We start from the raw sequence: 25,464 nt of genomic DNA, 5'->3' as shown, positions 1-25,464 counted from the left end.
GCTGCTCGCAAGACACCGGTGTTCGCGCGCTGAACACCCGCGTGCCGGGGTGCAACGTGCGAACACCGGTGTCGTGCGGGAGCGCAGGAACGCCGAGCTCAGTAGCGGTAGTGGTCCGGCTTGAAGGGGCCCTCGACGGGGACACCGATGTACGCGGCCTGCTCCGGACGCAGCGACGTCAGCTGCACCCCGAGGGCGTCGAGGTGCAGGCGCGCGACCTTCTCGTCCAGGTGCTTCGGCAGCACGTACACGCCGGTCGGGTACTCGTCGCGCCGGGTGTGCAGCTCGATCTGCGCGAGCACCTGGTTCGTGAACGAGTTGCTCATCACGAACGACGGGTGGCCCGTCGCGTTGCCGAGGTTCATGAGCCGCCCTTCGGACAGCACCAGGATCGACCGTCCGGTCGGCAGCCGCCACTCGTGCACCTGCGGCTTGATCTCGACCTTCGAGACGCCGGGCAGCGCCTCGAGCCCGGCCATGTCGATCTCGTTGTCGAAGTGCCCCACGTTCGCGACGATCGCCAGGTGCTTCAGCCCGAGCATCTCGTCGACCCCGACGACGCCCAGGTTGCCGGTGCACGTGATGACCATGTCGACGGTGTCGACGACGTCCGCCAGGCGCGCGACCTGGTAGCCGTCCATCGCCGCCTGCAGCGCACAGATGGGGTCGACCTCGCTGACGATGACGCGGGCGCCCTGCCCGCGGAGCGCCTCGGCCGCCCCCTTGCCGACGTCGCCGTAGCCGACGACGAAGGCGACCTTGCCGCCGATGAGCACGTCGGTGGCGCGGTTCAGACCGTCGGGCAGCGAGTGCCGGATGCCGTACTTGTTGTCGAACTTCGACTTCGTCACGGAGTCGTTGACGTTGATCGCCGGGAACTTCAGCTCGCCGTTCCGGAACAGCTCGTACAGACGGTGCACGCCCGTCGTGGTCTCCTCGGTGACGCCCTGGATGTCGGCCGCGATGCGGGTCCAGCGGTCGGACGAGGTCTCGAGCGACCGCGCGACGGTGTCGAGCACGATCTTCCACTCGGCGCTGGCGTCCGGCTCGGCGACCGGGGCGGCACCGGCGGCCTCGGCGTCGGCGCCGGTGTGCACGAGCATGGTGGCGTCGCCGCCGTCGTCCAGGATCAGGTTCGGGCCGGTCCAGTCGGCTCCGGCCGCGGCGGCCTCGTCGCTCCAGTCGAAGATGCGGCTGGTGCACCACCAGTACTCCTCGAGCGTCTCGCCCTTCCACGCGAACACCGGGACGCCGGCGGGGGCGTCCGGGGTGCCGGTGGGTCCGACGGCGACGGCTGCGGCGGCTTCGTCCTGGGTGGAGAAGATGTTGCAGCTGGCCCAGCGCACCTGGGCGCCGAGGGCGACGAGCGTCTCGATGAGCACGGCGGTCTGCACCGTCATGTGCAGGGACCCGGCGATGCGCGCGCCGGCGAGCGGCTGCGCCGCCGCGAACTCGTCACGCAGGGACATCAGGCCCGGCATCTCGTTCTCGGCGAGGCGGATCTGGTGCCGGCCTGCCTCGGCGAGGGACAGGTCGGCGACGCGGAACACAGCAGCGGTGCGGGTTTCGGTGGGCATGCCCGTCAGTCTTCCATGCCGGGAGGCGCGGGTCACCAGCCGATCCCGGTCACGTTCCCCGGGCCTCCAGATCGCCCCCACCCACGTCGCGGACGCGCGCCGTCAGTCCGCGTCGCGCGGGAGCGGCTCGCGCCGCACCACCTGCCAGCCGCGCGGGACGCGCAGGGTGGCCGCGTGGCGGGCGCAGAGGTCGTAACCGTGCGGTTCGACCCGGGTCGACAGCGGACCGATGACGACCATGGAGTCGCCGTAGTCGTACGTCAGGGTCGACGAAGCGCTGTTGGCACACGCCACCTTGCTGCAGATCCGCACGTCCATGTCGTCAGGGAGCCTAGCGGAGCGTCCGGCGTGCACCCGTCCCCGCGTACGATGTGGGGATGCGTCGGAAGCCTCGCCTCGTCACCCCGGTCGACCGCGGTCGGGGGCGCTCCCGGCACGGCCGTGGCGGGCGTTCGAGCGTCACCGGACCCGAACTCGCGCCGATCATCACCCGCGCCGAGGCGTTCGACCGCATCGTCGGTGACAGTGCGCACTACCTGCTCGGCCTGTGGCCCGAGGAACTCGCGGGCGTGGTCTTCCAGGTGGCGGACATGCCGAGCGACCAGACCCTGCCGGACGAGATGCCACGCTGGCGCATCGACCGTGACACCCGCCGCGTGACCGTGTTCCGCATCCCCGTGGAGCGGGTGAACCGGAGCCCCGAGAAGGATGACTCCGACCGCCGCATCATCATCGAGACCGCGGTGTTCCGCGCGGTGGGCGAGCTGATCGGCAAGGACCCGTGGGACCTGGCACCGGACCGCTACCGACACTGGTGAAGCGGACCGGCCGCACCGCGCCGACCCGCCGGTGAGCCGGACCGACCGCACCGTGCCGACCACCCGGGCCGCTGGCACCACCCGTCAGGGGTAGACGCGCACCGGTGTGGAGACGTCGGTGGCCGGGCGCACCGGGAACCCGGCGATCCCGTCAGCGCCGCGGTACGTGACCCCCGCGACGACGCCGTCGGTGCCGGTCAGCGTGAGCTGCTTCGCCGTCGGCACCGACAGTGTCCCGGTGGCGCCGGACAGGAGCGTCAGGGTGCGTCGTTCGTCGCCCGACCGCACCGTGACCGTGCGGTCCTCGCTCGTGGGGTTCACGAAGTTCAGCCGCACACCCTCGCCCGGCGCGATGGCGGTGATGGTCTCGTCGCCGAGCGGCTCGGCGGAGGCGAACCACCCGAGGTCGGTGCCGGTGCTGGTGCCGTCGGTGGGCGTCGTGGTGCGCGCCCCGGTGACGATCGGCTGGGTCGACGTGACGGTGAACGAGTACCGGCCGTCCGGGAAGTCGTCGAGCGGGACGTCGGTCACGACGCCGGGCTCGGCGGTGGCGTTGACGGTCGTGCCGCCGCCGTCGGCCGTGCTGATGCCGAGGGTGACGCGGGCCGACTTCGTGCCCGGCACGAACAGTCGGACGACCGGTGCCGCGTCGGCCGTGTCATCACCACGCTGGGCGGCCTGCGCGTCGGCGAGGACGACGGCGGGGATGACCTGGGACCGGGACGGCGCAGCGCCGCCGGAGACGATGTCGAAGCCGCCCGGGGTCAGGGTGCGGACGACGGTCTCCTGCATGTGCGCGACGATCTGCCCACCGGACGACGTGACGTGCACGACCGTCGACGCGGCGTCGGACACGAAGCCCGACAGCGGGACGACCTTCTGCGTGTTCGGTGCCACGACGATGCCGGTGGTCCCGGGGGCGCTGACCGTCCCGTCGCCGTCGTAGATCGCCAGGTCGACCGTGGCGTTGACGTCCGTCGGGTTCGAGAGCGTCACGAGGCTCGTGCGACCGGTCTCGGTCGATCCGCCGACGAGCCACGTGGACTGGGTGGGGTCGTCGCACGAGGCCGCTCCGGCCCCCACCAGGTCGCCGCTCGAGACGCTCTGGAAGCTGCTGCCCGCGACCTGCGGGGTCGTCTCCCCCGCTGGCGCCGTCAGGAGCCGGGGGTCGCTGCCGCCGGTGGTCGAGGCGTCGAGCGCGGACCGCTCGACCGTGGAACCGGTCGTCGCGGTCGCGACGGTGGCGGTGCCGACGGTGCTCGCCTGCGTCGCGTCGTTGCCCGCGTCGTCGGACAGACGCAGTGCGCTGCCGGCGCAGACACGTTCGGCGGCGGCGGGGACCGGCGTGACGGTGCGCCCGGCGGGTCGGCCGGGTTCCGACTCGGTGCCGATGGCGTGCGCCGCGGTGACGGCGCCCGCCGCGACGACGACGGCGACGGCCGTGGCGGTGCCGCGGACGATCCAGCGCCGGACGGAGGAGGGGGTGGTGCTCATTCGTCGCGCTCCTCGTCGAAGGTGGTGGCGGGTTCCTCGGCCTCGATGACGTTCGAGGTGGCACGGCGGCGGCGCGGGGCCGTCGGGACCGCGAGCAGGGCCGCGGCGCCGAAGACCACGCCGAGCACGACGAGGTACAGCACGTGGGTGGCCTGGGTCGCCGCGGAGCCGGAGCGCGTGCGGTCGACCTCGCCGTCGTAGTGGAACAGCTGCCCGTTGGTGGTCTCGCCGATGCTGGTGAAGAGCGCGTTCTGGCCGATGGCACCGGCGGCCCGGTCGTGCACCGTCTGCGCCTCGGGGTCGTCGCCCGCGTCGTCGATGAGCACGAAGCTCACGCCGAGTTCGCGGAGCGCCGGCCGGGGGTCGTACCCGCTGCGACTGGCCAGGTTGCCCGCGAGCGTGGTCAGCCGCGAGCCGGACTCGCTCAGCCGGAGCGCGGTCGCGTCGAGCGTCGACTGGTCGTCGAGGGTGGACCCCTGCCCGCGTTCGAGCGTGACGGCGAGCGACCCGTCGTCCTGCGGCACGACCACGAGCGTGCCGACGTCGGGGTTCGCCTGGGCCTCGGCGTTCACGTAGGCGCTGAGCACGCGGCCCGTGGTCGGCTCGATCGTGGCGGTGCCGAGGTAGAACGCCGCGAACGCCGGCGCGACGGCGATCCCGGCGAGCACGGTCGCGACGAGTCCGGTGACCGGGGCGGCCTTCGGCAGCACGTCGATGCCGATGCACGCCGCCACCACGAGGGCGAGCCAGTACACGGACAACCCGCTGCCGGGCCAGACGATGGTGGTGGTCGAACCGACACCGGTGACGGTGACGTGGGTGGCGGCGAAGGCCGTGGCGAAGCCGAGGAGCGCGATGACGAGCGCGGATCCGGCGACCGCCCAGCGGTGGCCGAGCACCGCCCCGATCGCGGCGACGGCGACCGGGAGTGCCAGGACGGCCATCACGATCGGCAGGGCCCCGACGACGAGCGTCAGCCCGGAGGTCGCGGGCAGCCAGCCGCTCCAGTCGGGCAGGGGCTGCCCGATGGCCAGCTGCAGGGCGGACGGTGCCCGGGTCGCGGACGGCGCCCCGGGGTCGGCGAACACGGCGAGCAGGTTGCCGCGTGCCGCCTGCGCCAGGATCAGCGGCAGGAACAGCACCGCGGTCGGCACCGGGATGAACACGCGACGGTGGGCCCGGCGCCAGCCGACCAGCAGCGCCACGAGCCAGCCGATCAGCAGGACCGGCAGCAGTGACGGAGCCGAGGCGGCGACCACGGCGAACAGCAGCGACGCACCCGAGGCCCAGGCCCACGAGCGGTGCGCCTCGAGCACGGCGACGAACAGCCACGGCAGGACCAGGTGCGCGATCACGGCGCCGAGGTGCCCGGTCGTCACCGCGCCGACGAGCGACGGGGCGATGGCGTAGAGCGACGCGCCGATGACCGGCACCCAGGTGCGGGTCGTGACCTTGCGGACCGCGAACCAGGCACCGAGGGCGGACAGCGGGAACGCGACGAGCATGACGAGCACGACCGCGGTGGACGGCGACCAGAAGACGATCGAGCCGAGCACGGCGAGCACCGCGGTGAAGGGGTCGGACGGGCCGGTGAAGCCGGTGCCGAGCGAGTGGAAGCCGTACCCGACGTTCTGCCAGAGCTGACCGGGGGTCGCGGAGAGCGGCAGGAGTCCCCCGCCGGTCAGGGCCGGCGAGCCGAGCAGCGGGTAGAGCGTCACGACGCTGAGCGCCGCGGCGGCCAGGACCACCCAGATCCCGCCGTCGCCGAGGAACGACGCCCTGGCGATCGGGGCGTCCTCGACGCGGGCGAGTTCGACGTCGCGCGAGGTGGTGCGGTGCTCGTACACCCGACGCCAGCTCACCCGGAGCGGTTCGACGGCCGCCCAGCCGAGCTGCTTCGTGCGGGCGAGGTTCTTGCGTGCACGGCCCGTGCCGCCGCCGAACGCGACCGCGAACGCGGCGGAGAGCTCGGGGACCACGGCGGCTGGGTGCTTCGCGACCAGGTGCCCCAGGGCGCGGCCGACGGCGAAGGGCACGAGCGTGAGCCAGTGCAGCCAGACGAGCGCGACGGGGGCGTACGTCATCCGACGGTGCAGCTGCGCCTGCCGGTGCATCCGGACGCGCCGCGCCTCGGACACACGCTTGCGCCCGAACTCCTCGATCGGCCCGGCGCTGGTGACCCTGGCCTCGGGCACGAGGGCCACGCGGTGTCCGGCGAGGCGGACCCGGACCGAGAAGTCGAGCGCCGCGTCGACGTCCGGCAGTGCCGGGTCGAACCCGCCGAGTTCGTTCCAGACCGAGCGACGCACGAGCATGCCGCCGGCGGTGACGCCGAGCACGTCGGTGTTGCGGTCGTGCTGGCCCTGGTCGAGCTCGTCCTGCACCAGGACGATCGAGCGGCCGAAGCGGGTCATGCTCTCGCCGAACGCGCGGATCAGCGACGGATCGTCGTCGGCGACGAGCTTCGGACCGGCGACGACGACCGACGGCGCGATCTCGACGGCGCCCAGCAGGTCGGCGAGCGCGGTCGGTGCCGGCGCGTTGTCGTGGCCGAGGATCCACAGCCACTCGTCGACCGGCTCGTCGGTCGCGGCGGGCGGCGCGCTGCGCTCGCCCTGCCGGACGGCGTCACCGAACGACCGGCCCGCCGGGAGGCGGACGAGCTGCGCGGACCCACCGAAGGACAGCTCGGCGGTCGATCCGTCGGTCGTGCCGACGTCGACGACCACGAGGTTCTCGGGGTGGCGGGTCTGGGCGGCGAGCGCGTCCAGGGTCCGGTCGAGGTGGGCCGCCCCGTTGGCGGCGACGAGGATCGCGGTGACTCTGGGCTGCATGACGGGCGTCACTCTACGGTCTGGAGGCGCGGTGTCGGCTGCGGGCGGCGGCGCGCCGTGAAGCTGTGGACGCGCTCACCGCGCGGTGCGGGACGGGCGGAGAACGGCTGGTCCCGGCGTCCTCGTCGCAGGCTCCTCGGCGCGCCCTCGCACGGCGCTGGCGCGCCGTGACCGCTCAGGCGCGCTTCCGCAGCTTGCGGCGTTCCCGCTCGGAGAGGCCACCCCAGATGCCGAAGCGTTCGTCGTTCTCGAGCGCGTACTCGAGGCACTGCGCCCGGACCTCGCACGAGGTGCAGATCTTCTTCGCCTCGCGCGTGGAGCCGCCCTTCTCGGGGAAGAACGCCTCGGGGTCGGTCTGTGCGCACAGCGAGTCGACCTGCCAGGCGAGCGGGTTCTCCTCGTCGTCCACCTCGGGACGTCGGACCCCGGGGACGCCGAGCGCCACGGGATCGACGTGCCAGTCCTCCGGAACTCCGGCGTGGAACTCGGAACCGTTCACCCTGATCACCCCTGCCGCCTCGACAACGAACCCCAACTCTTGCGGCCGTTGCCTGTAATTACAGCGGTGTCATTCGCCTGAGTCAAGTCGCGGATCATAGAAGGCACTGACCGCTCCAGCGTGTCATGTCCCCCGTTTGGGCGTGTCGCGCCGCTCGGGTGGGCCTTCCGGGGGACAACTGACTCGTCCTCAGGCGCTCAGGAGGCGCTGCGGCGGGCCTCCCACGCGCTCGAGACCATCTCGTCCAGGGAGTGCCGCATCGCCCACTCGAGGTCTCGGGCGGCGGCTTCGCCGGTCGCGACGATGCGGGCCGGGTCGCCGGGGCGCCGCGGTGCGATCTCGGGGTCGAAGGCGATCCCGGTGCCGGCAGCCATCGCGTCCATGATCTGCCGGACGCTCACGCCGTCGCCGCTGCCGAGGTTGTAGGCACGCTCGAGCGGCTCCCCGGCCTCGAGCTTCCGTGCGGCCACGGCGTGCGAGTGCGCCAGGTCGGCCACGTGCACGTAGTCGCGGACACAGGTGCCGTCCGGGGTGGCGTAGTCGTCGCCGTTGATCCGCGGGGTCCGGCCGGCGAGCAGCGCGTCGAAGACCAGCGGGAACAGGTTGTGCGGGCTGGCGTCGTACAGGTCGGGCTCCCCCGAGCCGACGACGTTGAAGTACCGGAGCGACGTGGTGGCGAATCCGGCGGCGACCTCCATGTCGCGCAGCAGCCACTCGCCGATGAGCTTCGACTCGCCGTACGGCGACTCCGGGTTCTTCGGGGTGGACTCGACCACGGTCTCGACGTCCGGCGTGCCGTAGACCGCCGCGCTCGACGAGAAGACCGCCTTGGTGACGCCGGTCTCGGCCATCGCGCGGAGCAGGGTCGCCATGCCGGTGACGTTCTGCTCGTAGGTGTGCAGCGGGCGCTCGACGGAGACGCCGGCGTACTTGAACCCCGCGACGTGAACCACGCCGGTGACCTCGTGCTCGCGCAGGGTGCGCGCCACGAGCTCCCCGTCGAGGATCGTGCCCTCGACGAACGGCACGTCGTCCGGCACGAACGCGCGGAAGCCGCTCGAGAGGTCGTCGAACGCGACCGTGTCGATGCCGGCCGAGCGCAGTGCTCGGACGACGTGGGACCCGATGTACCCGGCACCGCCGGTGACCAGCCAACTCATGCTCGCCACGCTAGCGGACGTCGGCGACGCCACGGTGGCGGTGTGCGGGTCCGCGCCGCCGCGTGCGGTTCCGCGCCGGTTCCGCGACGGCGTCCCCGGCCAGGACGCCTGTCCTGGGCGCCGGTCCTGGGCGCCGGTCCTAGGCGCCGGTGGCGATGAACACCGTCGACGTGATGCCGTCGGACGAGTCCGCCTCGACGGTCACGTCGCCCTCGTCCGGCGTGATGAAGCACGACTCGCCCTTGCGGAGCAGGGTGGCCGACTGCGCGCCGACGAGCGTGACGACGCCCTCGGTGCAGATCGCGATCGACGGTCCGACGAGCGGCGCGACCCCGCCCGTGCTCAGGCCGGCCGGGCGGCCGTCGCCGTCCACCCGCAGCAGCGCGAAGCCGACGCCGTCCGGTGCGAACCGGTCGACGCCGCCGGCGATGCGCTCCGGCTCGAGGACCGGGGCCGGGTACGCGGTGAAGTCGAGCACCCGCAGGAGCTCCGGCACGTCGACGTGCTTCGGCGTCAGCCCGCCGCGCAGCACGTTGTCCGACGGCGCCATCAGCTCGATGCCGAGCCCGTCGAGGTACGCGTGGATGTTGCCGGCGGGCAGGTACATCGCCTGCCCCGCACCGAGCGTCACACGGTGCATGAGCAGGGAGACCACGGTGCCGGGGTCGCCCGGCCAGCTGGTCGCCAGGTCGCGCACGGTCGCGGTGTTCGGGGTGAGCAGGTCGTCGTCGAGGGCGACGGCCAGGTCGCTCGCGGCCTGCACCACGGCGAGTGCGGACTCGTCGGCGGTCTCGAGCCAGCGGACGGTGTCCTCGAGCCCGTGCAGCAGGTGCACCTCGAGCGGACCGAGCCGTCCGGTGCCGGCGTCGAGCACGCGCACCTCGGCGAGGGTCTCCTCGACGGGGCGGAAGCCGCTCAGCGCCTCGAACCGCTCGCTCAGCGCGACGACGAGCTCGGGCTTCGGGAACGGGTCCTTGTAGTTGCGAGCCGGGTCGTCGAGCGGGATGCCCTCGCGCTCTTCACGGGCGAAGCCCTCCGCCGCCTGCTCCGGGGTGGGGTGCGCCTGCAGCGAGAGCGGTGCGGCCGCCGCGAGCACCTTGAGCAGGAACGGCAGGTCGGTGCGGTCCGGACCGAGGGCGGTCTCCGGCTCGTCGGCGATCCAGTCGCGGAGCGTGTCGGCTCCGCCCACCATGGCGGGGTTGACGACGACGCTGGGGCTGCCGGCGTGGGCGCCGAGCCAGAGCTCCGCCTGCGGGGCACCCGTGACGGTGCGGCCGAGGAGCTCCGGGATCGCGGTGACCGAGCCCCAGGCGTAGTCGCGGGGGGTGTTCGTGATGCCGAGGAACATGGGCCAGAGCCTACCGGCGCCGCCGAGGGAGTCCTGCGGACGGCGACCGGCCGGTACCCTGGCGTCGTGACGAACACCTGGCCGCTGGCGCGCGGGGCCGTACCGGAGCGCGAGGCGTTCGCCTTCGGGGCGACGACCCTGTTCGTGCTGTTCGCGGGCGACGCCGTGCCGAACACCCTCACCTGGGTCGGGGCCGGTGTCCTCTGGGCCCTCGTCGCCGCCTGGGGCACCACGATCCTGGTCCGGGCGAAGCCGCCGCTCGTCCGCACCCCCTGGGCGCTCTGGGCGTTCCTCGGCTGGTGCCTGGTGACGCTGGTCTGGTCGCATTGGCGGTTCGCGACGATCTCGAGCCTGACCGTGCAGGTGATCTGCGCCGCCGTGGCGTTCACGATCGCCTCGACCCTGACGTGGCGGCGGATCACCGACGCCATGAGCCTCGCGCTCCGCTGGGTCCTGATGCTCTCGCTGCTGTTCGAAGCCGTCGTCGCGGTGTTCGTCCGCCACCCGATCGCGCCGATCTGGACCGACTACGGCGACCGCGACGTCCCCGACGCGTTCTACTTCTCGCGCGCCGAGCTCTTCACCGGTGGTCGGATCCAGGGCCTGCCGGGCAACGCGAACCTGCTCGCCATGGTCGCCCTGCTCGTCGCGATCGTGGTCGCCGTGCAGTTCGCCGAGGGCCGGATCCGCCGGAACCAAGCGATCGGCTGGCTCCTCGTCGCCGCACTCGGCTTCGTCCTCACCCGCTCGTCGACGGTCATCGCCGCTGCCCTCGTGGTCGCCGTGGTCGCCCTGGTCGCGGTGTGGATGCGCCGTGTGCCGACCGAGCGCCGCACCCCGCGCTACCTGCTGCTCGCGGTGGGCGCGATCGTCGTCGCCGTCGCCGCGGCCGTGCTGCGTGGTCCGGTCTCCGAGCTGCTCGGCAAGGGCTCGGACGCCACCGGTCGGGGCGAGATCTGGGGCAAGGTGCTCGGGCTGATCGACCAGCACCCCGTGGGTGGCTGGGGATGGATCGGGTACTGGTGGCCCGGCATCCCGACGCTCGCCGACCTGGCGCACCGCAAGGGTGTCACCTACCTGCAGGCCCACGACGCCTACCTGGACGTCTGGATGCAGACCGGCATCATCGGCCTGGTGCTCTTCGCGATCTACGTGGTGACGACGCTGTCGCGCTCGTGGGCCTGCGCGACCCGCATCGGGTACGACGCCACGCTGCGTCCGCGGTCGTTCGACCCGGTGTCGCTCCTGCCGCTCCTGGTCGTCGTCGCGCTGCTCGTGCAGTCCGTCGCCGAGTCCCGCCTGCTCTACCAGGGGAACTGGGTGCTCTTCGCCCTGCTCGCGATCAAGACCCGCATCGTGCTGACCGGCGAGGAACCCGTGTCCACCGGCGACGGCCCCCGCACGCCGCTGGCCAAGCGCGAGTTCCGCTGGGCCGGCACGCGCTGACCCGGGCGCTCCCTCAGCGCGACAGCCAGGAGCACGCCACCGGGGACGACCACGGGTTCGACCGCACCCGGGCGACCTCGAGCGACGGGTCCGCGTCGCACGCCTCGACCGCCGCCGGCAGCTGCCCGGCCCACACCGGGCCGTCGCTGCGCCGCGTGTCCGCCGGCGCGACGTGCAGCACGGCCGACGCGACGACGGCGGTGACCACGCACCAACCGGCCAGCGCGCCGACGAGGCGACCCGCGCCTCCTGTCCGTGCCGCCACACGCGACCAGCGGGGCGCGTCCACCAGCGCTGCGGCGGCGACCACCGCGGCGCTCACGAGCAGCAGGCCGGCAGCGGCGGCGTAGCGCTGCGGCGGCAGGGCGGCCATCGCGCTCACCGGCGCGGACCAGCGGACGCCGGCGCCGTGGTTGGCGAGGACGGCCACCCACCACACCGCGACCGAACCGGCGGCGAGTGCCGTGACCATCCACCGGGTGCCTGTCGGCCCGACGACCACGGCCGCCACCAGGACGACCAGCAGCAGGGCGGCGGGGACCAGGACCACGGCCCAGCCGTGCTCCACCACCGCCGTCAGCGCGGCGCCGAGGTCCGGACCCCAGGCACCCGCCACGGGACGCAACAGGTACCCGGCGAGCACGTCCACGACCGCCGGCGACCCCGTGGCCAGGGCACGCGGGTTCGTCAGGGCCGTGACGCCCTGCGCGGCCAGGGCGACGACCACGACGACCGTGACGGGCAGCGCGGACCACCGGCCGGATGAGCCGGGCGTTCGGCCTCGGGGCGTCCACGCGAGGAGCAGCAGGGGCGCGAACAGTGCGGTGAGGGGTTCGGTGAGCACGGCGACACCAGCGACCACGGCGAGCGCGCCCGCGCCCCACCAGGAGCGGCTGCGGAAGGTGAAGACCCACGGCACCAGGACGAGCAGGAACCAGTGCAGGTTCGCCGCGTTGCCGCTGATCTCGTACGGGGCGAGCGGCAGGACGACGGGGACGGCGGCGAGCACCAGCCGGAACGGCCACGGGCGGACGACGTCGCGGGACAGCACGAACACCAGGGCGCAGACCCCGCCGACCACCGCGCAGGACGCCAGTGCCACCACCTGCGCGTACCGTTCGGGCGGCAGCGCGTAGCCGAGGTCGACGATGAGCCTGGGCAGCAGGTGCAGGTAGCCGGCGTAGGGGTGCAGCAGCGTGTCGACGGGCCCCATCGCGATCCGTTCGCGCAGGAACACGCCGCCGTCCTCGGCCCAGACGGTGTTCCGCGCCACCGGACCGAGGCGGTACCAGGCCAGTGCGGTCGTGAGCAGGCCGACGAGGACCGCGACGAGCGGGACGCCGACGACCCTGCGCGCGACGTCCATTCGGTGAGGATAGATCGCTCATCACGCATCGTCGATACAGCCACACCGCGATGCGGTGTGCTCGTCACAAGGTCGTGCGCCAAGATGGACGCGTGACGGACGGCCGGGTGAGCAGACAGGTGCTCGGGCGCCGGTACCTCTCCGCCTGGATCGGCTTCTCGGCCGGTGGACGGTTCAGCCAGGCGCTCGCGACGGTCATCGTGCTGTTCGGGTTCGGCCAGCCCACGGTGGAGACGCTCGTCGGTCAGGCGGGGACCTGGGCGGTGCTCGTGACGCTGTTCGTGCTCGCGGGGCTGAGCCTGCTGGGACAGCGCTACCGGATCGAGTGGCACGGGGTCCTCCCCCTCTCGCTGCTGGCCTTCGTCGGCTACTGCGCGTTGAGCGTGCTGTGGAGCGAGTACTCCTGGTTCGCGCTCCGCGGGCTCGTGCAGACCGTGTGCTTCATCGGCCTCGGGCTGTACCTGGCGCTCGGCCGCGACCTGGTGCAGGTGATCCGGGCCTCGGGCGACGCCTTCCGGATCCTGCTCGTGACCGCCCTCGGGCTCGAGGTCCTGTCCGGCCTGGTGCTCGACGTCCCGTTCCCGGCGTTCGGCATCCGCGGTGACATCGCGTACGGCGGCCTGATCCAGGGCATCGGCGGCACACGCAACTTCATGGGCTTCATCGCCGCCATGGCACTGGTCACCTTCGTGGTCGAGTTCCTCACCCGGTCCGTCACGCTCTGGCGCGCGATCGCCTCGACCTCGCTCGCCGTCATCGCCCTGATGCTCGTGCAGTCCCCCATCACCGGCCTGGCGATGATCGCACTCGCCGTCACCGCACTGGCGCTCTGGTCACTCCGGCACGCGAGACCGGCGACCAGACCGGTGGTCAACGGCGTCCTCGGCGTGGTCGTCCTGCTGACCCTGGCCGTCGGGGTGCTCGCGCGGCACCGGCTGCTCGCCGAGATCGGGGCGGCCGGCGGCACCGCGACGCGCACGGACCTGTGGTCCCAGATCCGGGTCCTGGTGGAGCGCTACCCGATCCAGGGCTGGGGCTGGGTGGGGACCTGGCCGACCGAGCCGGTGGTGCCGTACGTGACGCTCATCGACCCCGCCGGCGTCCGCTTCACCTCGGGCCTGAACGCCTTCGTGGACGCCTGGCTGCAGATCGGCTTCGCGGGCACGCTCATCCTCGGGATCACGGCGCTGCTCGCGTTCGCGCGGGCCTGGGTGACGGCGACGACGTTCCCCGGGGTGGCGTACGTGTGGCCGGCCGCGGTGCTCGTGCTGCTCGCCGTCACCAGCACGGCGGAGAGCTACCTGCTGCACGGCGCGGGGCTGATGTTCTTCGTGACGGTGCTCGTGATCGCCGCGCGGCGGCGATCGTGGCGCCGGCACCTGCCGCGCGTGTAGCGCCGGACCGGAGGCCCGTGGCGGCCCCGCACCGCGCCTCCAGGCCGTCACGCCGAACGTTCCGGGCCCGCGCATCGTGAGCAGGAACGGTCGCCCCAGTAGACGCGACGCGACCGTTCCTGCGCACGAAGCGAGCGCGCGCTCCGGGCCTCGCGCTACGGGCGCGTGCGGCGACCCAGACGGCGCTGCACACCCCACCGGGTGACACGGAGCATCGCCTCGACCACGATGGACCGGCTCATCTTGGAGACCCCGTGCACGCGGTCGCGGAACCGGATCGGCACCTCGACGATGCGGCCGCCGAGGGCGTCCACGCGCAGCGTCATGTCCACCTGGAAGCAGTACCCCTTCGAGTCCACCGATGCGAGGTCCATCCGCGCGATCGCCGACGAGCGGTACACGCGGTACCCGGCGGTGATGTCGCGCACGTCGAGGCCGAGCACCAGGCGGGCGTAGGTGTTCGCCCCGCGGCTGAGCGCCTGGCGTCGGAGCGGCCAGTCGACGACCGAGCCACCCGGCACCCAGCGGGACCCGATCGCGAGCAGGACGTCCTCGGACGCGGTCACGGCGTCGATCATGGCCGGCAACCGGTCGGCCGGGTGCGAGCCGTCGGCGTCCATCTCGACCTGCAGCGGGTAGCCGCGCTCCAGACCCCACCGGAAGCCGGCGACGTACGCCGTGCCGAGCCCGGCCTTGCCGGGGCGCTGCAGCAGGTGCACGCGGTCGTCAGCGGCGGCCAGCGACCGCACGATGTCCCCGGTGCCGTCCGGGCTGCCGTCGTCGACGACGAGCACGTGGGCACCGGGCACCGCCGCCAGCACGGCGGCCGTGATCGCGCGGATGTTCTCGGCCTCGTCGTAGGTCGGGACGATGACGAGGGCGGCGGTGTCCCCCGGGGTCACCGGTTCAGGCGCCGCTTCACCTTGCCGGCGACGCTGCGGGGGCCCTCGGTGCGCAGGTAGTGCACGGCGCGACCGAGGTCGTAGCGGACACCGGAGAGCTTCTTGCGCTCCGGCACGCGGACGCGCATCTTGTGCGGCTCGATCGAGGACGTCGTGTCGCGCACCGACTTGTCCGCAGCGCGGATCGGGTTCCGGCAGAACTCGACGAGCGGGGCGAGGACGTTCTCCCACGTGAACTGCTCGCGCACACGGTCGACGTTGCCGATGAACTCGGTGCGGGCCTTCTTGTCGAAGAGCGCCGTCTCGAGCGCGGTCGCCAGGCCGTCGACGTCCTGCTCGTGCACCGCGATGCCGAGCTTCTGCTCCGCGACGAGGTCACCGAACGAGTCGCCGGCCGTCGTGACGATCGGCAGACGTGCCCACAGGTAGTCGAGGATGCGGGTGCGGAACGAGAACGTCGTCTCGAGGTGCTCGTAGTGCGTCGAGACGCCGGCGTCGGCCTCGAGCAGGTAGGCGCCGCGCTCCTCGTACGGGATCCACTGGTCGTTGAAGAACACGTGCTTGCCGGTGAGCCCGAGGGCGTCCGCCTCGGCGCGGACCTTCGCCACGATGTCCATCTCGGGGACGTCGGGGTTCGGGTGCTGCACACCCATGAAGAAGAGCTTGACCGACGGACGGCGCTCGGCGAGCCGGGCGATCGAGCGGACCAGGGTGATCGGGTCGAACCAGTCGTAGATCCCCCCGCCCCAGACGACGAGCTTGTCGTTCTTGCCGATGCCCGGCACGACGCCCTTGACCCGCTGCTGGTCGTGCACCGGCGGGGTCGAGGACAGGCCGAACGGCACGACGCCGATGAGCGAGCGCAGGTCGGCGTCACGCGAGTACGTGCGGGCGTTCACGCGGCCGGAGCCGGCGAGCTGCCCGAGCCAGAACATCCGCTGACGCTCCGAGGCACAGATGAAGTAGTCGCCGAGCTCGAGCTGGTGGTTCAGCGTGTCCGAGGCGTCGAGGATCTGGCGGTTCCACTTGTCGACGTCGTCGCTGCGGCCCTGTTCGAGCTGCTCGAGGTGCAGCGGGTCGTAGACGTCGACGACCAGGATCTTGCTGGTCGACTCGAGCACGGGGAACAGCCGGAGCGCGTGGCCCTGCACGATGATGACGTCGGCCCAGCCCTCGTGCTCGACCATCTGGCGCGGGTGGCGGTGCGGGACCGTGACGACCTCGTACGAGGGGTCGATCGGCGACGAGCGGGTGAGGCTGACCACGCGGACGTCGTGCTCCGATGCCAGCTGCTTCGCCATCTGGGTGGCACGGATCGCCGGACCGGCCATCTTCGCGCCGATCGAGTCGCCCGTGATGATGAGGACGCGGCGACGGGTGCCGACCTCGAGCACGCCGAGGGAGTGCACGATCTTGTCGTAGCCGGCCAGGTAGTTCTCGATCGGGTACGCGGGCTCGTCGCGGTTGCCGAACAGGCGGAGGAGCTCGCGGTCGGACCGGACACGGGTCGCCTGGATCTGGCGGCGGGACTCGGTCATCGACGGCAGCTGCTCGACGAACTGGTCGACGCCGTAGATGCCCGCCATGCTCGTCTTCGGCACCGGGATGGTGGGGACGCTGTCGTCGCCGGGGTTGCGCAGGTCGAGCTCGGTGGAGTCGAGCTCCCCGCGGCCCACGGCACGGCGGACGGCGAGCGCCAGCGAACCGGGCAGCGCCGCGGCGAGCTGTTCGTCACCGAGGTTCTTGTAGAGCGTGAACAGTGCGTTGCGCTCGAGCAGGTAGGTCTCGCGGAAGTCGCCGAACTTGTTCATCGACGCGTGGTGCTTGTGGAACGCGACGGACTTCGGCTGGTACCGGAAGCGCCAGCCGAGCAGGTTGAGCCGCCAGCCGAGGTCGACGTCCTCGTAGAACATGAAGTAGCGGTCGTCGAAGCCGTCGAGCTGCTCGAAGAGCTCGGCGCGGATGAACATCGCGGCGCCGGTGCCGAACAGGACGTCGGTCTCGCTCTCCCACCGGCCGGTGTCCGGCGACCCGGCGAAGGGCTTGTAGCCCATGCCGTACCAGGTCATCGCGGCCTCGGTGAAGTCGACGTTGACGCCTTCCCAGTCGAGGACCTTCGAGGCGACGGCACCGATGTCGGCACCGGAGGCGAACGTGGCCATGGCCTCGCGCACCCAGCCGGTGTCCGGACGGGCGTCGTTGTTGAGGAACGCCACGACCTCGCCGGAGGACTTCTCGACGCCGAGGTTGCACCCGCCCGTGAACCCGAGGTTCGCACCAGCGTCGATCAGGGTGAAGTCGAGGGACGAGGCCTTCAGCCGACCGAGGTGCTCGGGGCCCGAACCGTTCTCGACGACGATCACCTCGAGCTTGTCCTGCGGCCAGTCCTGCTTGCGGAGCTCCGCGATGCTCGTCAGGGTGTCGTCCGTGCCCTTGTAGTTCACGAGGATGACGGAAACGACTCCCGGCTTGCGCTCTGTCACGCGAGTTCCTCCAGCAGCTGCCGCGCACCGGGCGCGGGTAGGTGGCTCGGCCAGCGGGGTGCCGCGGGCCGATGACACCCTACAAGGCGCGCCCACGGACTCCCTGCCGCCGCTGCGGATTCGTGCAGAATGGCGTGCGTGACCGCTGTGATCCCGAGCACCCCCATGCCCTCCCCCCTCCGCGAGGACTACGCGGCCCTCGCGGCCGACGAGCACGCCGAGGGCCCCCGCGGCACGATCCGCTTCGCGGTCTCGACCGCCGATCCGGCCGAGGGCAAGGGCGACCTGTTCGTCGCGCTCGGCCTCGCGCGGGCACTCCGGGCCGAGGGCTGGGGCGTGGCGATGTGGCCGTTGGCGCGCTGGGGCGAGGAGCTCCCCGCCGACACCACCGTCGTGGTCAGCATGATCGAGTCCTTCGTGCCCGGCTACGTCCCCGCCGGCACCGCCCTGGTGGCGTGGGTGCGGAACTGGACCGCCAAGTGGGCAGCCCTGCCGTACCTGGACGAGTTCGACGCCGTCTGGACGTCGTCCGAGGCCGCCCGCGACGCGGTCGCCGCGGGCTACAGCGGCCCCGTCGAGGTCGTCCCGATCGGCGTGGACACCGAGCTGTTCACCACCGACGCCACCGCACCGCGCGAACGTACCGACCGCGCCGTCACCACCGTCAACTTCTGGGGTGTCCGCCGCCGCGTGCAGGACGTCCTGGCCGAGGTCGCCCCGACCGAACCGATCGTCTGGTTCGCCGCGAACGTCGACCACGTCGAGGCCTCGGCCGGCGTCGAGCTCCGCCCAGCGGTGTCCTACTTCGCGCTGCCCGAGGTCTACCGCGCAGCCGGTTTCGTCGTCGACGACGTGATCGAGCCGGCCGCCGAGTACGGCACCCTGAACTCCCGCCTGTACGAGTCGCTCGCGTCCGGCGCGCTGCCCGTCACCGACTGCGCGCTCGGGCTCGACGAGCTCGGCCTGTCCGACGTGCCGGTGTTCGACGACGCCGACTCGCTCGAGCGCGTGCTCGCGATGCCCCGCGACGAGCGCACGGCCCTGGTCGCCCGGCTCCGCGCCGTGGTGCTCGAGCGGCACTCGTTCCGCACCCGTGCCGAGCAGGTCGGCCCGTCGCTCGACGCCGCCGTCGCCGCCGCCTCGGGTCGGAGCGGCGAGCGTGGGGCGTTCCTGCGCTGGGCCACCGCCCAGCGCGAGACGCTCCGGCAGGCCGAGCACGACCGCGACGTCCACCTGTCCGGCGTGCACGACATCAACGCACGCCTGGTCGCGTCGGAGCAGCAGGTCGGCGCGTACGACACCGCACGCCGCCGGGCCGAGGCGGAGCGCGACCAGATCGCGGCCCGCTTCGAGGGCCTCACGCGCTCGCCCGAGTACCGGCTGCTGCACGGCGTCGGTCTGATGGCGCGGCGCGCACGCCGCTGACGGCGGTCGACGCGACCAACAGACGGACGGGAGGCCCGGTACCAGCTGGTACCAGGCCTCCCGTCCGTCGTGGTGACCGTCTACTGCACGGTGACGGTCTTGGTGCCGAAGCTCTTGTAGGTGCCGCTCGGCAGGTCCTGGAAGTAGACGCGCACGGTGTGCGTGCCCTTCTTCAGCCCGGTGAACTTCCGCGACAGTCCCACGTCCGACCCCCAGTCCGGGTGCGCGGCCTGCACGTCGGTCCGGGTCGCGTTCGCGGTGCCCGGCGAGACGGCCACGCCGTCCAGGTGGATCTTGTAGCCGACCGGGTCCCAGACGTCCGGGTCGATGGCCCAGCCGGCGACCGTGATGGTGCCGACGCCGCCGGTGACCGACTCGTACAGGCCCTTGACCGAACCGGTCTTGCCCGTCTTGCCGGTGGTGGGCGGGTCGGTGACCCGCACGCTCTTCGTGCCGAAGCTCTTGTAGGTGCCGCTCGGCAGCTCCTGGAAGTACACCCGCACCGAGTGGGTGCCGGCGGTCAGCCCGGGGATCTTCAGGGACAGGCCGACGTCGGAACCCCAGGCGGGGTGCACGGCCTCGACGTCGGTCCGCTTCGCGTTCGCGGCTCCGGGGGCGATGGCGACACCGTCGACGTGGATCTTGTACTGCACCGGGTCCCAGACGTCGGGGTCGATCGCCCAACCGCGCACCGTGGCGCTGTTCACGCCGCCGGTCACGGACTCGTACGCGCCCTTGACCGAACCCGTCTTGCCCGTCTTGCCCGTCGTCCCCGACGCGTCGGGTTCGGCGGACGATGCGGCGGTCACGATCACGGACTTGGTGCCGAAGCTGACGTACTTGCCGCCCTGCAGGTCCTGGAAGTAGACGCGCACGGTGTGCTTGCCGGCCTTCAGTCCGGTGAGCCGGAGCGTCAGGCCGACGTCCGAGCCCCAGGTGGGGTGGTCCGCCGCGACGTCGGTGCGCGTGGCGTCCGCGACACCGCTGTTCGTGCTCACGCCGTCGACGTGGATCTTGTACTTGACCGGGTCCCAGACGTCCGGGTCGATCGCCCAGCCCCGCACGGTGGCCGTGCCGACGCCGCCGGTGACGGAGTCGTACGAGCCGCGGACCTTGCCGGTCTTGCCGGTCTTGCCGGTGGTGGGGGCGTCGACGACGACGGACTTCGACGCGACCTTGACGTACTTCGTGCCGGGCTTGTCCACCACGTAGAGCGTCACCGCGCGCTTGCCGGCGGACATCCCACCGATCGTCTTCGAGAAGCCGAGGGTGCTGCCGACGCCCGGGTAGACCTTCGCCACGTCGGTGCGGGTCGTGTCGGCCGTGCCGGTCGCCTTGCTCACGCCGTCGACCAGGATCTTCCACGAGCCGGGCTTCGACGAGTCGGGGTCGAGGACCCAGCCGCTCGCCGAGATCGTGCCGACGCCGCCGGTCACCGAGTCGAGGACGCCCTTCGGCGCTTCGCTCGTGACGGTGCGGGTGTAGCAGCCGAGCAGGGTGTTGCCGCCGCGGCCCTGGTTGATGGCGTACGTGCAGACGTTGTGCTTGCCGAGGCTCAGCCCGGTCAGGGTCGTCGAGAACCCGTGCCGGGTGTTGTTCGCCCCGAGGGTGCCCGCCAGGTCGCTGCGGTTCGCGTCGGCGGTGATGGTCTTCGCGCCGTCGCCGTCGACGTAGAACGCGACGCGCAGGGGGTTCGTCGTGTCGGGGTCGGCTGCCCATCCCCGGACCGTCAGGGTCGAGGTGGCGGTGGCGGTCACCGCGTCGACGTTGCCGACCGGGTTGCCGCTGCCGCTGGAGGCGCCGAACCAGTCGGTGTACATGCGCCAGAAGTTGCGGTTGCCGTAGGCCGAGCAGCCGTCGCCGCTGCCGTAGAGGTTCGACATCGCCGCGGCGTTCGGCGTGTACGGCGTGTAGATGTAGAGCGCCGCGGTGGCCTGGTTCTGGATGTAGACGGACTTGCGGCCGCACGCGGCGTTCGGGTTGAGCAGGATCGAGTTCGTCCGGCCCGCCTGGTACGCCCACGAGGTCGGCGTCGCCTGGTACCGCTTGAACTGCAGCGCCGCGGCGTAGACCTGCTGGCCGAAGCCGAAGTACGCCGGGTCGCACGGGGCGGTGTCCGGGCACGCGAAGCCGGTGGCGTGCAGGTACATGTAGGACGTCGGCGAGGACGTCGTCACGATGCCCTGCTCCTTCTGCAGGAGCACGAGCAGCACCTTCTGGCTGATGCCGCACGCGGCACCGACCTGGGCGATCATCGTCGCGGCGCTCTTGGTGCCGCCGGCGATGGCCTTGCACCGGCCGGAGACCGCGCCGATCGAGCTCATCTTCTGCGAGAAGTCCTTCAGGCAGGCGGGCCCACCCGAGGCCTTGCGGCAGTTCGGTGCGACGCTCGTCAGGAACGACTGCACGGCGGCGGCGCTCATGGCCGAGCCGTTGTAGAAGTTCGCGTCGCTGATGATGTTGCCCGGGTCGAAGTCCGAGGCGACGGCGGCCGACGCCGACCGGGTCGTGGTCTGCTCCGAGAGCACCGTGCCGAAGGTCAGACCGCTCACCGCGACGGCGAGGGACGCCACGAGCGCGAGGGAGCTGCGGAGGGACCGCCGGACGGGGCGGTCATCGCTGTCGGGACGGGGGGAACGGGTGGGGCGCATCACGGGACCTCGGCGGTCAGGGGGTCGGACGTCGTCGACGCGGAGCCGATGGCGTAGGTCAGGGTGACGGACCAGGTGCCGCTCGGCACCTTCGCCGCGGGGAACGACACCTGCGCGCAGTTCACCGACGAGGCACTCGCCTGCGCGGTGCTCGTGGCCTTCCGCGTGACGCCGTTCTTCGTCGCGGTGAAGGTGCACTTCCCGCTCGTGTCGGTGGTGCCGGAGACCAGGCCGCCGGCCTGGAGCGTCTTCGAGCCGGTGTCCCAGCCGGCGTAGGTCACGACGGCCGTGGCCGGGAACTCCGACGGGTCGGTGTCCGGCTGGTTCGTCGCGCCGCTGCCCGGGAACGGACCGGGGGTGTCGTCGTCGCCGGCGCCGGAGTCGGTGCCGCCGTCGCCGGACGCACCGTCGGTCGGCGACGGGGCCGCTCCGGTGGGTGCCGCGGTCGCCGAGGCGTCGCCGGTCGGGGTCGCACTCGGGGTGCGCGTGGCGGAGGCCGACGGCGACGGGGTGGCGTCGTCGCCACCACCGGAACAACCGGCCACGAGGAGACTGAGTGCACCGACCACCGCGAACGCAGCGATCGGCCTGGATGCGAGGAGCATGCTGACGGGCCGTCCTGAGGATGTTGACAAGGGTCCGGGTTGCAACAACGGTAACTCGAAAGTGAAGGTTGAGGGTTGGATCGGCCGGAATCACCCCCACTCGGGGTGCACGACGGCCGTCGCCCAACCCCGCCACGCGGGCCCGGTGAGTATGCTGTTCCGGTCCTGCCCCCACGAACGAAGAGACGTATGGTCGACCAAGCCCGCATGACCGCGCTCGCGAAGGAACCCCTCGTCGTGATCGGCGCTCCGACGAGCGCCTTCCGCGGAACCTTCCGCGAGCTGCGCGACGTCTTCCGGCAGCGCGAGATGCTCGGCATGCTCGTCCGACGTGACCTGAAGGCCCGGTACAAGGACTCGGCACTCGGGTTCGTCTGGACGCTCGTGCGCCCGCTGACCCAGCTGCTCATCTACTACTTCGTCATCGGCAAGGTCCTCGGCGCCGCCAACGGCATCGACAACTTCGCCATCTACGTCTTCACCGGCCTGACCGCCTACACGCTCTTCAGCGAGATCGTCGCCGGGTCGACGGGCTCGATCGTCGGCAACTCCGGGCTGATCAAGAAGGTCTACGTCCCGCGCGAGGTCTTCCCGCTCGCCAGTGTGGGCGCGGCCCTGGTGAACTTCACCATCCAGTTCGCGATCCTGCTCGCCGCGACGGTCGTGATCGGGGTCTTCCCCTGGCACGAGGGCCTGGTCTACCTGATCCCCTCGCTCGCCGTCATCCTGGTCTACGGCGCGGCCATCGGTCTCGTACTGTCCGCGCTCAACGTGTACCTGCGCGACGTGCAGTTCGTCATCGACGTCGGCCTGATGGTCCTGCTCTGGGCCTCGCCGATCGTCTACTCCTACGCGCGCGTGGTCGCCACGGTGAACGCCGACTGGCTCATCACCGCGTACACGAACAACCCGCTGACGCTGGCGGTGCTCGGCCTGCAGAACGCGATCTGGCTGCACGACCCGGCCGACGTCACGTACCCGGAACACCTGATGCTGCGGCTGGGGATCGCCTTCGTGATCGGGCTCTTCTGCCTCATCGGTGCGCAGCGGATCTTCTCCCGCCTGCAGGGCAACTTCGCGCAGGAGCTCTAGACCATGGCCATCAGCACCCCCGTCGCCCCGACGACCACCGGCGACACCGCCGACCGTCCCGACGTCATCGTCATCGACCACGTGCGCAAGCGCTTCACGGTGCGCAAGGACAACACCCTGCGCGAGCGCATCGTCACCCTCGGTCGCGCCGGCCGCAAGCACCGCCAGGACTTCTGGGCCCTCGACGACGTCACCGTGTCGATCCAGGCCGGCTCGACCGTCGGACTGATCGGTCAAAACGGCTCCGGCAAGTCGACCCTGCTCAAGGCGATCGGCGGCATCATCCAGCCGACGTCCGGCACGGTGTCCCGCCGCGGTCGCCTCGCCGCGCTGCTCGAGCTCGGCGCCGGGTTCCACCCCGACCTGTCCGGCCGCGAGAACGTGTACCTCAACGCGAGCCTGCTCGGCCTCAGCCGCAAGCAGACCGACGAGAAATTCGACGACATCCTGGCGTTCTCGGGCATCGGGGACTTCATCGACACGCAGGTGAAGTTCTACTCATCGGGCATGTACGTGCGGCTCGCCTTCGCCGTCGCCGTGCACACCGACCCCGACGTGCTGCTCGTCGACGAGGTCCTGGCGGTCGGTGACGAGGCCTTCCAGCGCAAGTGCCTCGACCGCATCCGCACCTTCCAGGAAGCCGGCAAGACGATCATCATCGTCACGCACTCGCTCAGCCAGGTGCAGGAGATGTGCGACCGCGTCGTCCTGCTCAACAAGGGCAAGGTGCTGCACGACGGCGACCCCGTGCAGGCCGTGAGCATGTTCCGCGAGGTGCTCGAGGAACGCCGCCAGGGCGAGCTCAGCACCGACGTCGCCGTCGGCCGCGGCAAGGTCCTCGGTGCGAGCGTGCACGTCGACGGCAAGGAGCCCCGCGCGGACGTCATGCCGGGCGACGACCTCGTCGTGGACATGGAGTTCGAGCACCTGGACGGCATCGCCGACTGGGAGGCCGCAGTCCAGATCAACAACGCCGGCGGCCAGGTCGTCTACGGCACCACCACCGGCATCATGGGCCTCGAACTGCACCCGCTGCACGGCCGCCGGAAGCTCCGTCTCCGCATCGCGGACACCGCCTTCGGCACCGGCAAGTACTTCATCAACGTGTCGATGATGGACTCCGCGGGCCGCCACCTGCACGACATGCCGGAGTGCGACTCGTTCGAGGTCCCCTCGTTCGGCAACGCCGTCGGCACCGTCTACGCGCAGCCCACGGTCGAGGAGCTCGACTGACCCCGGTCGACGGCGACACCGGGGCCCGTGCCGTCGGCGCTCCCCGAGCCGACGACACGTTGCGCACCGCGGTCGTCGTCGTCAACTGGAACCGCGCCGACCTGACCACCGCGGCCGTCCGCGCCGTGCTCGACGAGGGCACCGCCGACGACGTCATCGTCGTCGACAACGGGTCGTCGGACGACTCGGTCGCCGTGCTCCGCCAGGCACTGCCGGACGCGACCGTCGTCGCGCGGGACGATAACGGCGGGTTCGCGGCCGGCGCCAACACCGGCATCCGGCACACCGACGCCGACGTCGTCGTGCTCCTGAACAACGACGCCGTGCCCGCGCCGGGCTTCGTCGCGGCGCTCCGCGACCACCTGGCGCACGCCGGGCCCGAGGTCGCGGCGGTGACGGGCCGCATCGTGCTCGCCGGACGCTGGACGGTCCTCCCGGCCGGTGCGGAACCAGCACCCGATGCGCGCGTGCTGCGCGACCACGACGGGCGGCACTGGACGCCGTCGGCGGACGGCGAGGTCCGGCTCAACTCGACCGGCGTCCGTGTCGACCGCGACGGCAACGGCATGGACCGCGACTGGTTCGCGCCCGTCGACCGGGTCGCCGACGTCGACGTCTTCGGGTTCTCCGGCGGCGCCTCCGCGCTGCGGCGCACGGCCCTGGACGACGTCGGCCTGCTCGACGAGTCGCTCTTCATGTACTACGAGGACACCGAGCTCGCCTGGCGGCTCCGCCGCCGCGGCTGGCGCGTCGAGCACGCCGCCGACGCGGTCGTCGAGCACGACCACTCGGCGTCGTCCGGCGTGCAGAGCGACCTGTTCGTCTTCCGGAACGCCCGCAACCGCATCGTCGTCGCCCTCTGGCACGCCCCCTGGCCGACCGTCGCGCGGGCGAGCGTCCGCACGCTGGGCCGCGGTCTGCGCGGGCTGGCCACCGGTCGCACCCGCCGGGAGGCGCGGCTCGTCCTGGCAGCGTTCGCGGACGTCGCGGGGACCCTGCCGGTCCACCTCGCGCGCCGGCTGCGCGAGACCCGGCGCGCGTCCGTCCCGCGCCGCCGCGTGGACCCGGGCGCATGAGCGCAGCGGGCTATCCTGGACACTCCCCTGTCGACGGCCACGGCCACGACGCCCCCGCCCG

General features: G+C 72.0%; 19 protein-coding genes. 7 read left to right on the top strand and 12 right to left on the bottom strand.

Annotation, left to right across the window (positions count from 1 at the left end):
- Window positions 1-98: 98 nt before the first annotated feature.
- Both ahcY and QRN30_RS11255 read right to left on the bottom strand, forming a co-directional pair.
- Window positions 99-1,577 (bottom strand): adenosylhomocysteinase, encoded by a 1,479-nt coding sequence (ahcY, locus tag QRN30_RS11260; protein ID WP_017888805.1) that lies wholly within the window; start codon window positions 1,575-1,577, stop codon window positions 99-101.
- Between the two features lie 102 nt (window positions 1,578-1,679).
- The gene (locus QRN30_RS11255; RefSeq protein ID WP_017888804.1) at window positions 1,680-1,895 is read right to left on the bottom strand and encodes a DUF3499 family protein; all 216 of its coding nucleotides are present in this window, start codon (window positions 1,893-1,895) and stop codon (window positions 1,680-1,682) included.
- 59 nt (window positions 1,896-1,954) lie between these two features.
- On the opposite strand from QRN30_RS11255, the gene QRN30_RS11250 reads away from it, so the two are divergent.
- The gene (locus QRN30_RS11250) at window positions 1,955-2,395 is read left to right on the top strand and encodes a metallopeptidase family protein (RefSeq protein WP_017888803.1); all 441 of its coding nucleotides are present in this window, start codon (window positions 1,955-1,957) and stop codon (window positions 2,393-2,395) included.
- Window positions 2,396-2,479: 84 nt separating this feature from the next.
- On the opposite strand, the gene QRN30_RS11245 is transcribed toward QRN30_RS11250, so the two are convergent.
- From QRN30_RS11245 to manA, 5 genes are all read right to left on the bottom strand, one after another.
- Entirely contained in the window at window positions 2,480-3,889 is a 1,410-nt protein-coding gene (locus tag QRN30_RS11245; protein ID WP_071252169.1) for a DUF5719 family protein, read from the bottom strand.
- The gene (locus QRN30_RS11240; protein ID WP_140449320.1) at window positions 3,886-6,723 is read right to left on the bottom strand and encodes a glycosyltransferase; all 2,838 of its coding nucleotides are present in this window, start codon (window positions 6,721-6,723) and stop codon (window positions 3,886-3,888) included. Before QRN30_RS11240 ends, QRN30_RS11245 begins: the two co-directional genes overlap by 4 nt.
- 175 nt (window positions 6,724-6,898) lie before the next feature.
- Window positions 6,899-7,231, bottom strand: coding sequence for a WhiB family transcriptional regulator (locus QRN30_RS11235; protein WP_416354611.1), 333 nt, complete (start codon window positions 7,229-7,231; stop codon window positions 6,899-6,901).
- Between the two features lie 188 nt (window positions 7,232-7,419).
- Window positions 7,420-8,382, bottom strand: a complete 963-nt coding sequence (galE, locus tag QRN30_RS11230; RefSeq protein ID WP_031260600.1) for a UDP-glucose 4-epimerase GalE — start codon at window positions 8,380-8,382, stop codon at window positions 7,420-7,422.
- A gap of 139 nt (window positions 8,383-8,521) precedes the next feature.
- Window positions 8,522-9,730: a mannose-6-phosphate isomerase, class I gene (gene manA / locus QRN30_RS11225; RefSeq protein WP_017888798.1), complete on the bottom strand. Its 1,209-nt coding sequence runs from the start codon at window positions 9,728-9,730 to the stop codon at window positions 8,522-8,524.
- A gap of 66 nt (window positions 9,731-9,796) precedes the next feature.
- On the opposite strand from manA, the gene QRN30_RS11220 reads away from it, so the two are divergent.
- Window positions 9,797-11,176 (top strand): O-antigen ligase family protein, encoded by a 1,380-nt coding sequence (locus tag QRN30_RS11220; RefSeq protein WP_017888797.1) that lies wholly within the window; start codon window positions 9,797-9,799, stop codon window positions 11,174-11,176.
- Between the two features lie 13 nt (window positions 11,177-11,189).
- Here the strand turns inward: QRN30_RS11220 and QRN30_RS11215 are convergent, their stop codons facing one another.
- Window positions 11,190-12,542 carry a hypothetical protein gene (locus QRN30_RS11215; RefSeq protein WP_056070902.1) on the bottom strand — a complete coding sequence of 451 codons (1,353 nt, stop codon included), beginning with the start codon at window positions 12,540-12,542 and terminating at the stop codon, window positions 11,190-11,192.
- Window positions 12,543-12,649: 107 nt separating this feature from the next.
- On the opposite strand from QRN30_RS11215, the gene QRN30_RS11210 reads away from it, so the two are divergent.
- Window positions 12,650-13,936: an O-antigen ligase family protein gene (locus QRN30_RS11210; protein WP_284761095.1), complete on the top strand. Its 1,287-nt coding sequence runs from the start codon at window positions 12,650-12,652 to the stop codon at window positions 13,934-13,936.
- A 155-nt stretch (window positions 13,937-14,091) separates the two neighbouring features.
- Here QRN30_RS11210 and QRN30_RS11205 read toward each other — a convergent pair whose 3' ends face one another.
- Window positions 14,092-14,838, bottom strand: a complete 747-nt coding sequence (locus tag QRN30_RS11205) for a polyprenol monophosphomannose synthase (RefSeq protein ID WP_284761094.1) — start codon at window positions 14,836-14,838, stop codon at window positions 14,092-14,094.
- Window positions 14,835-17,321: a glycosyltransferase gene (locus QRN30_RS11200; RefSeq protein WP_042538799.1), complete on the bottom strand. Its 2,487-nt coding sequence runs from the start codon at window positions 17,319-17,321 to the stop codon at window positions 14,835-14,837. The genes QRN30_RS11205 and QRN30_RS11200 overlap by 4 nt, the downstream gene beginning before the upstream one ends.
- A gap of 138 nt (window positions 17,322-17,459) precedes the next feature.
- Between QRN30_RS11200 and QRN30_RS11195 the strand changes: the two genes are divergently transcribed.
- Window positions 17,460-18,746, top strand: coding sequence for a glycosyltransferase family protein (locus QRN30_RS11195; protein WP_284761093.1), 1,287 nt, complete (start codon window positions 17,460-17,462; stop codon window positions 18,744-18,746).
- A gap of 80 nt (window positions 18,747-18,826) precedes the next feature.
- Here QRN30_RS11195 and QRN30_RS11190 read toward each other — a convergent pair whose 3' ends face one another.
- Both QRN30_RS11190 and QRN30_RS11185 read right to left on the bottom strand, forming a co-directional pair.
- Window positions 18,827-21,319, bottom strand: coding sequence for a hypothetical protein (locus QRN30_RS11190; RefSeq protein ID WP_284761092.1), 2,493 nt, complete (start codon window positions 21,317-21,319; stop codon window positions 18,827-18,829).
- 77 nt (window positions 21,320-21,396) lie between these two features.
- Entirely contained in the window at window positions 21,397-22,002 is a 606-nt protein-coding gene (locus tag QRN30_RS11185) for a hypothetical protein (protein WP_159556660.1), read from the bottom strand.
- A 189-nt stretch (window positions 22,003-22,191) separates the two neighbouring features.
- On the opposite strand from QRN30_RS11185, the gene QRN30_RS11180 reads away from it, so the two are divergent.
- Genes QRN30_RS11180 through QRN30_RS11170 form a run of 3 tightly spaced genes read left to right on the top strand, consistent with a single transcriptional unit; the run spans window position 22,192 to window position 25,403 of the window.
- The gene (locus QRN30_RS11180; protein WP_017888790.1) at window positions 22,192-23,094 is read left to right on the top strand and encodes an ABC transporter permease; all 903 of its coding nucleotides are present in this window, start codon (window positions 22,192-22,194) and stop codon (window positions 23,092-23,094) included.
- A 3-nt stretch (window positions 23,095-23,097) separates the two neighbouring features.
- Window positions 23,098-24,327, top strand: a complete 1,230-nt coding sequence (locus QRN30_RS11175; protein ID WP_017888789.1) for an ABC transporter ATP-binding protein — start codon at window positions 23,098-23,100, stop codon at window positions 24,325-24,327.
- Window positions 24,328-24,386: 59 nt separating this feature from the next.
- The gene (locus QRN30_RS11170) at window positions 24,387-25,403 is read left to right on the top strand and encodes a glycosyltransferase family 2 protein (RefSeq protein ID WP_263136471.1); all 1,017 of its coding nucleotides are present in this window, start codon (window positions 24,387-24,389) and stop codon (window positions 25,401-25,403) included.
- Window positions 25,404-25,464: the final 61 nt, after the last annotated feature.

Origin of the sequence: Curtobacterium sp. MEB011, assembly GCF_030209655.1 — a bacterium.
GTDB classification, from domain to species: domain Bacteria; phylum Actinomycetota; class Actinomycetes; order Actinomycetales; family Microbacteriaceae; genus Curtobacterium; species Curtobacterium poinsettiae.
This window is presented reverse-complemented; position numbering and strand designations above follow the sequence as displayed.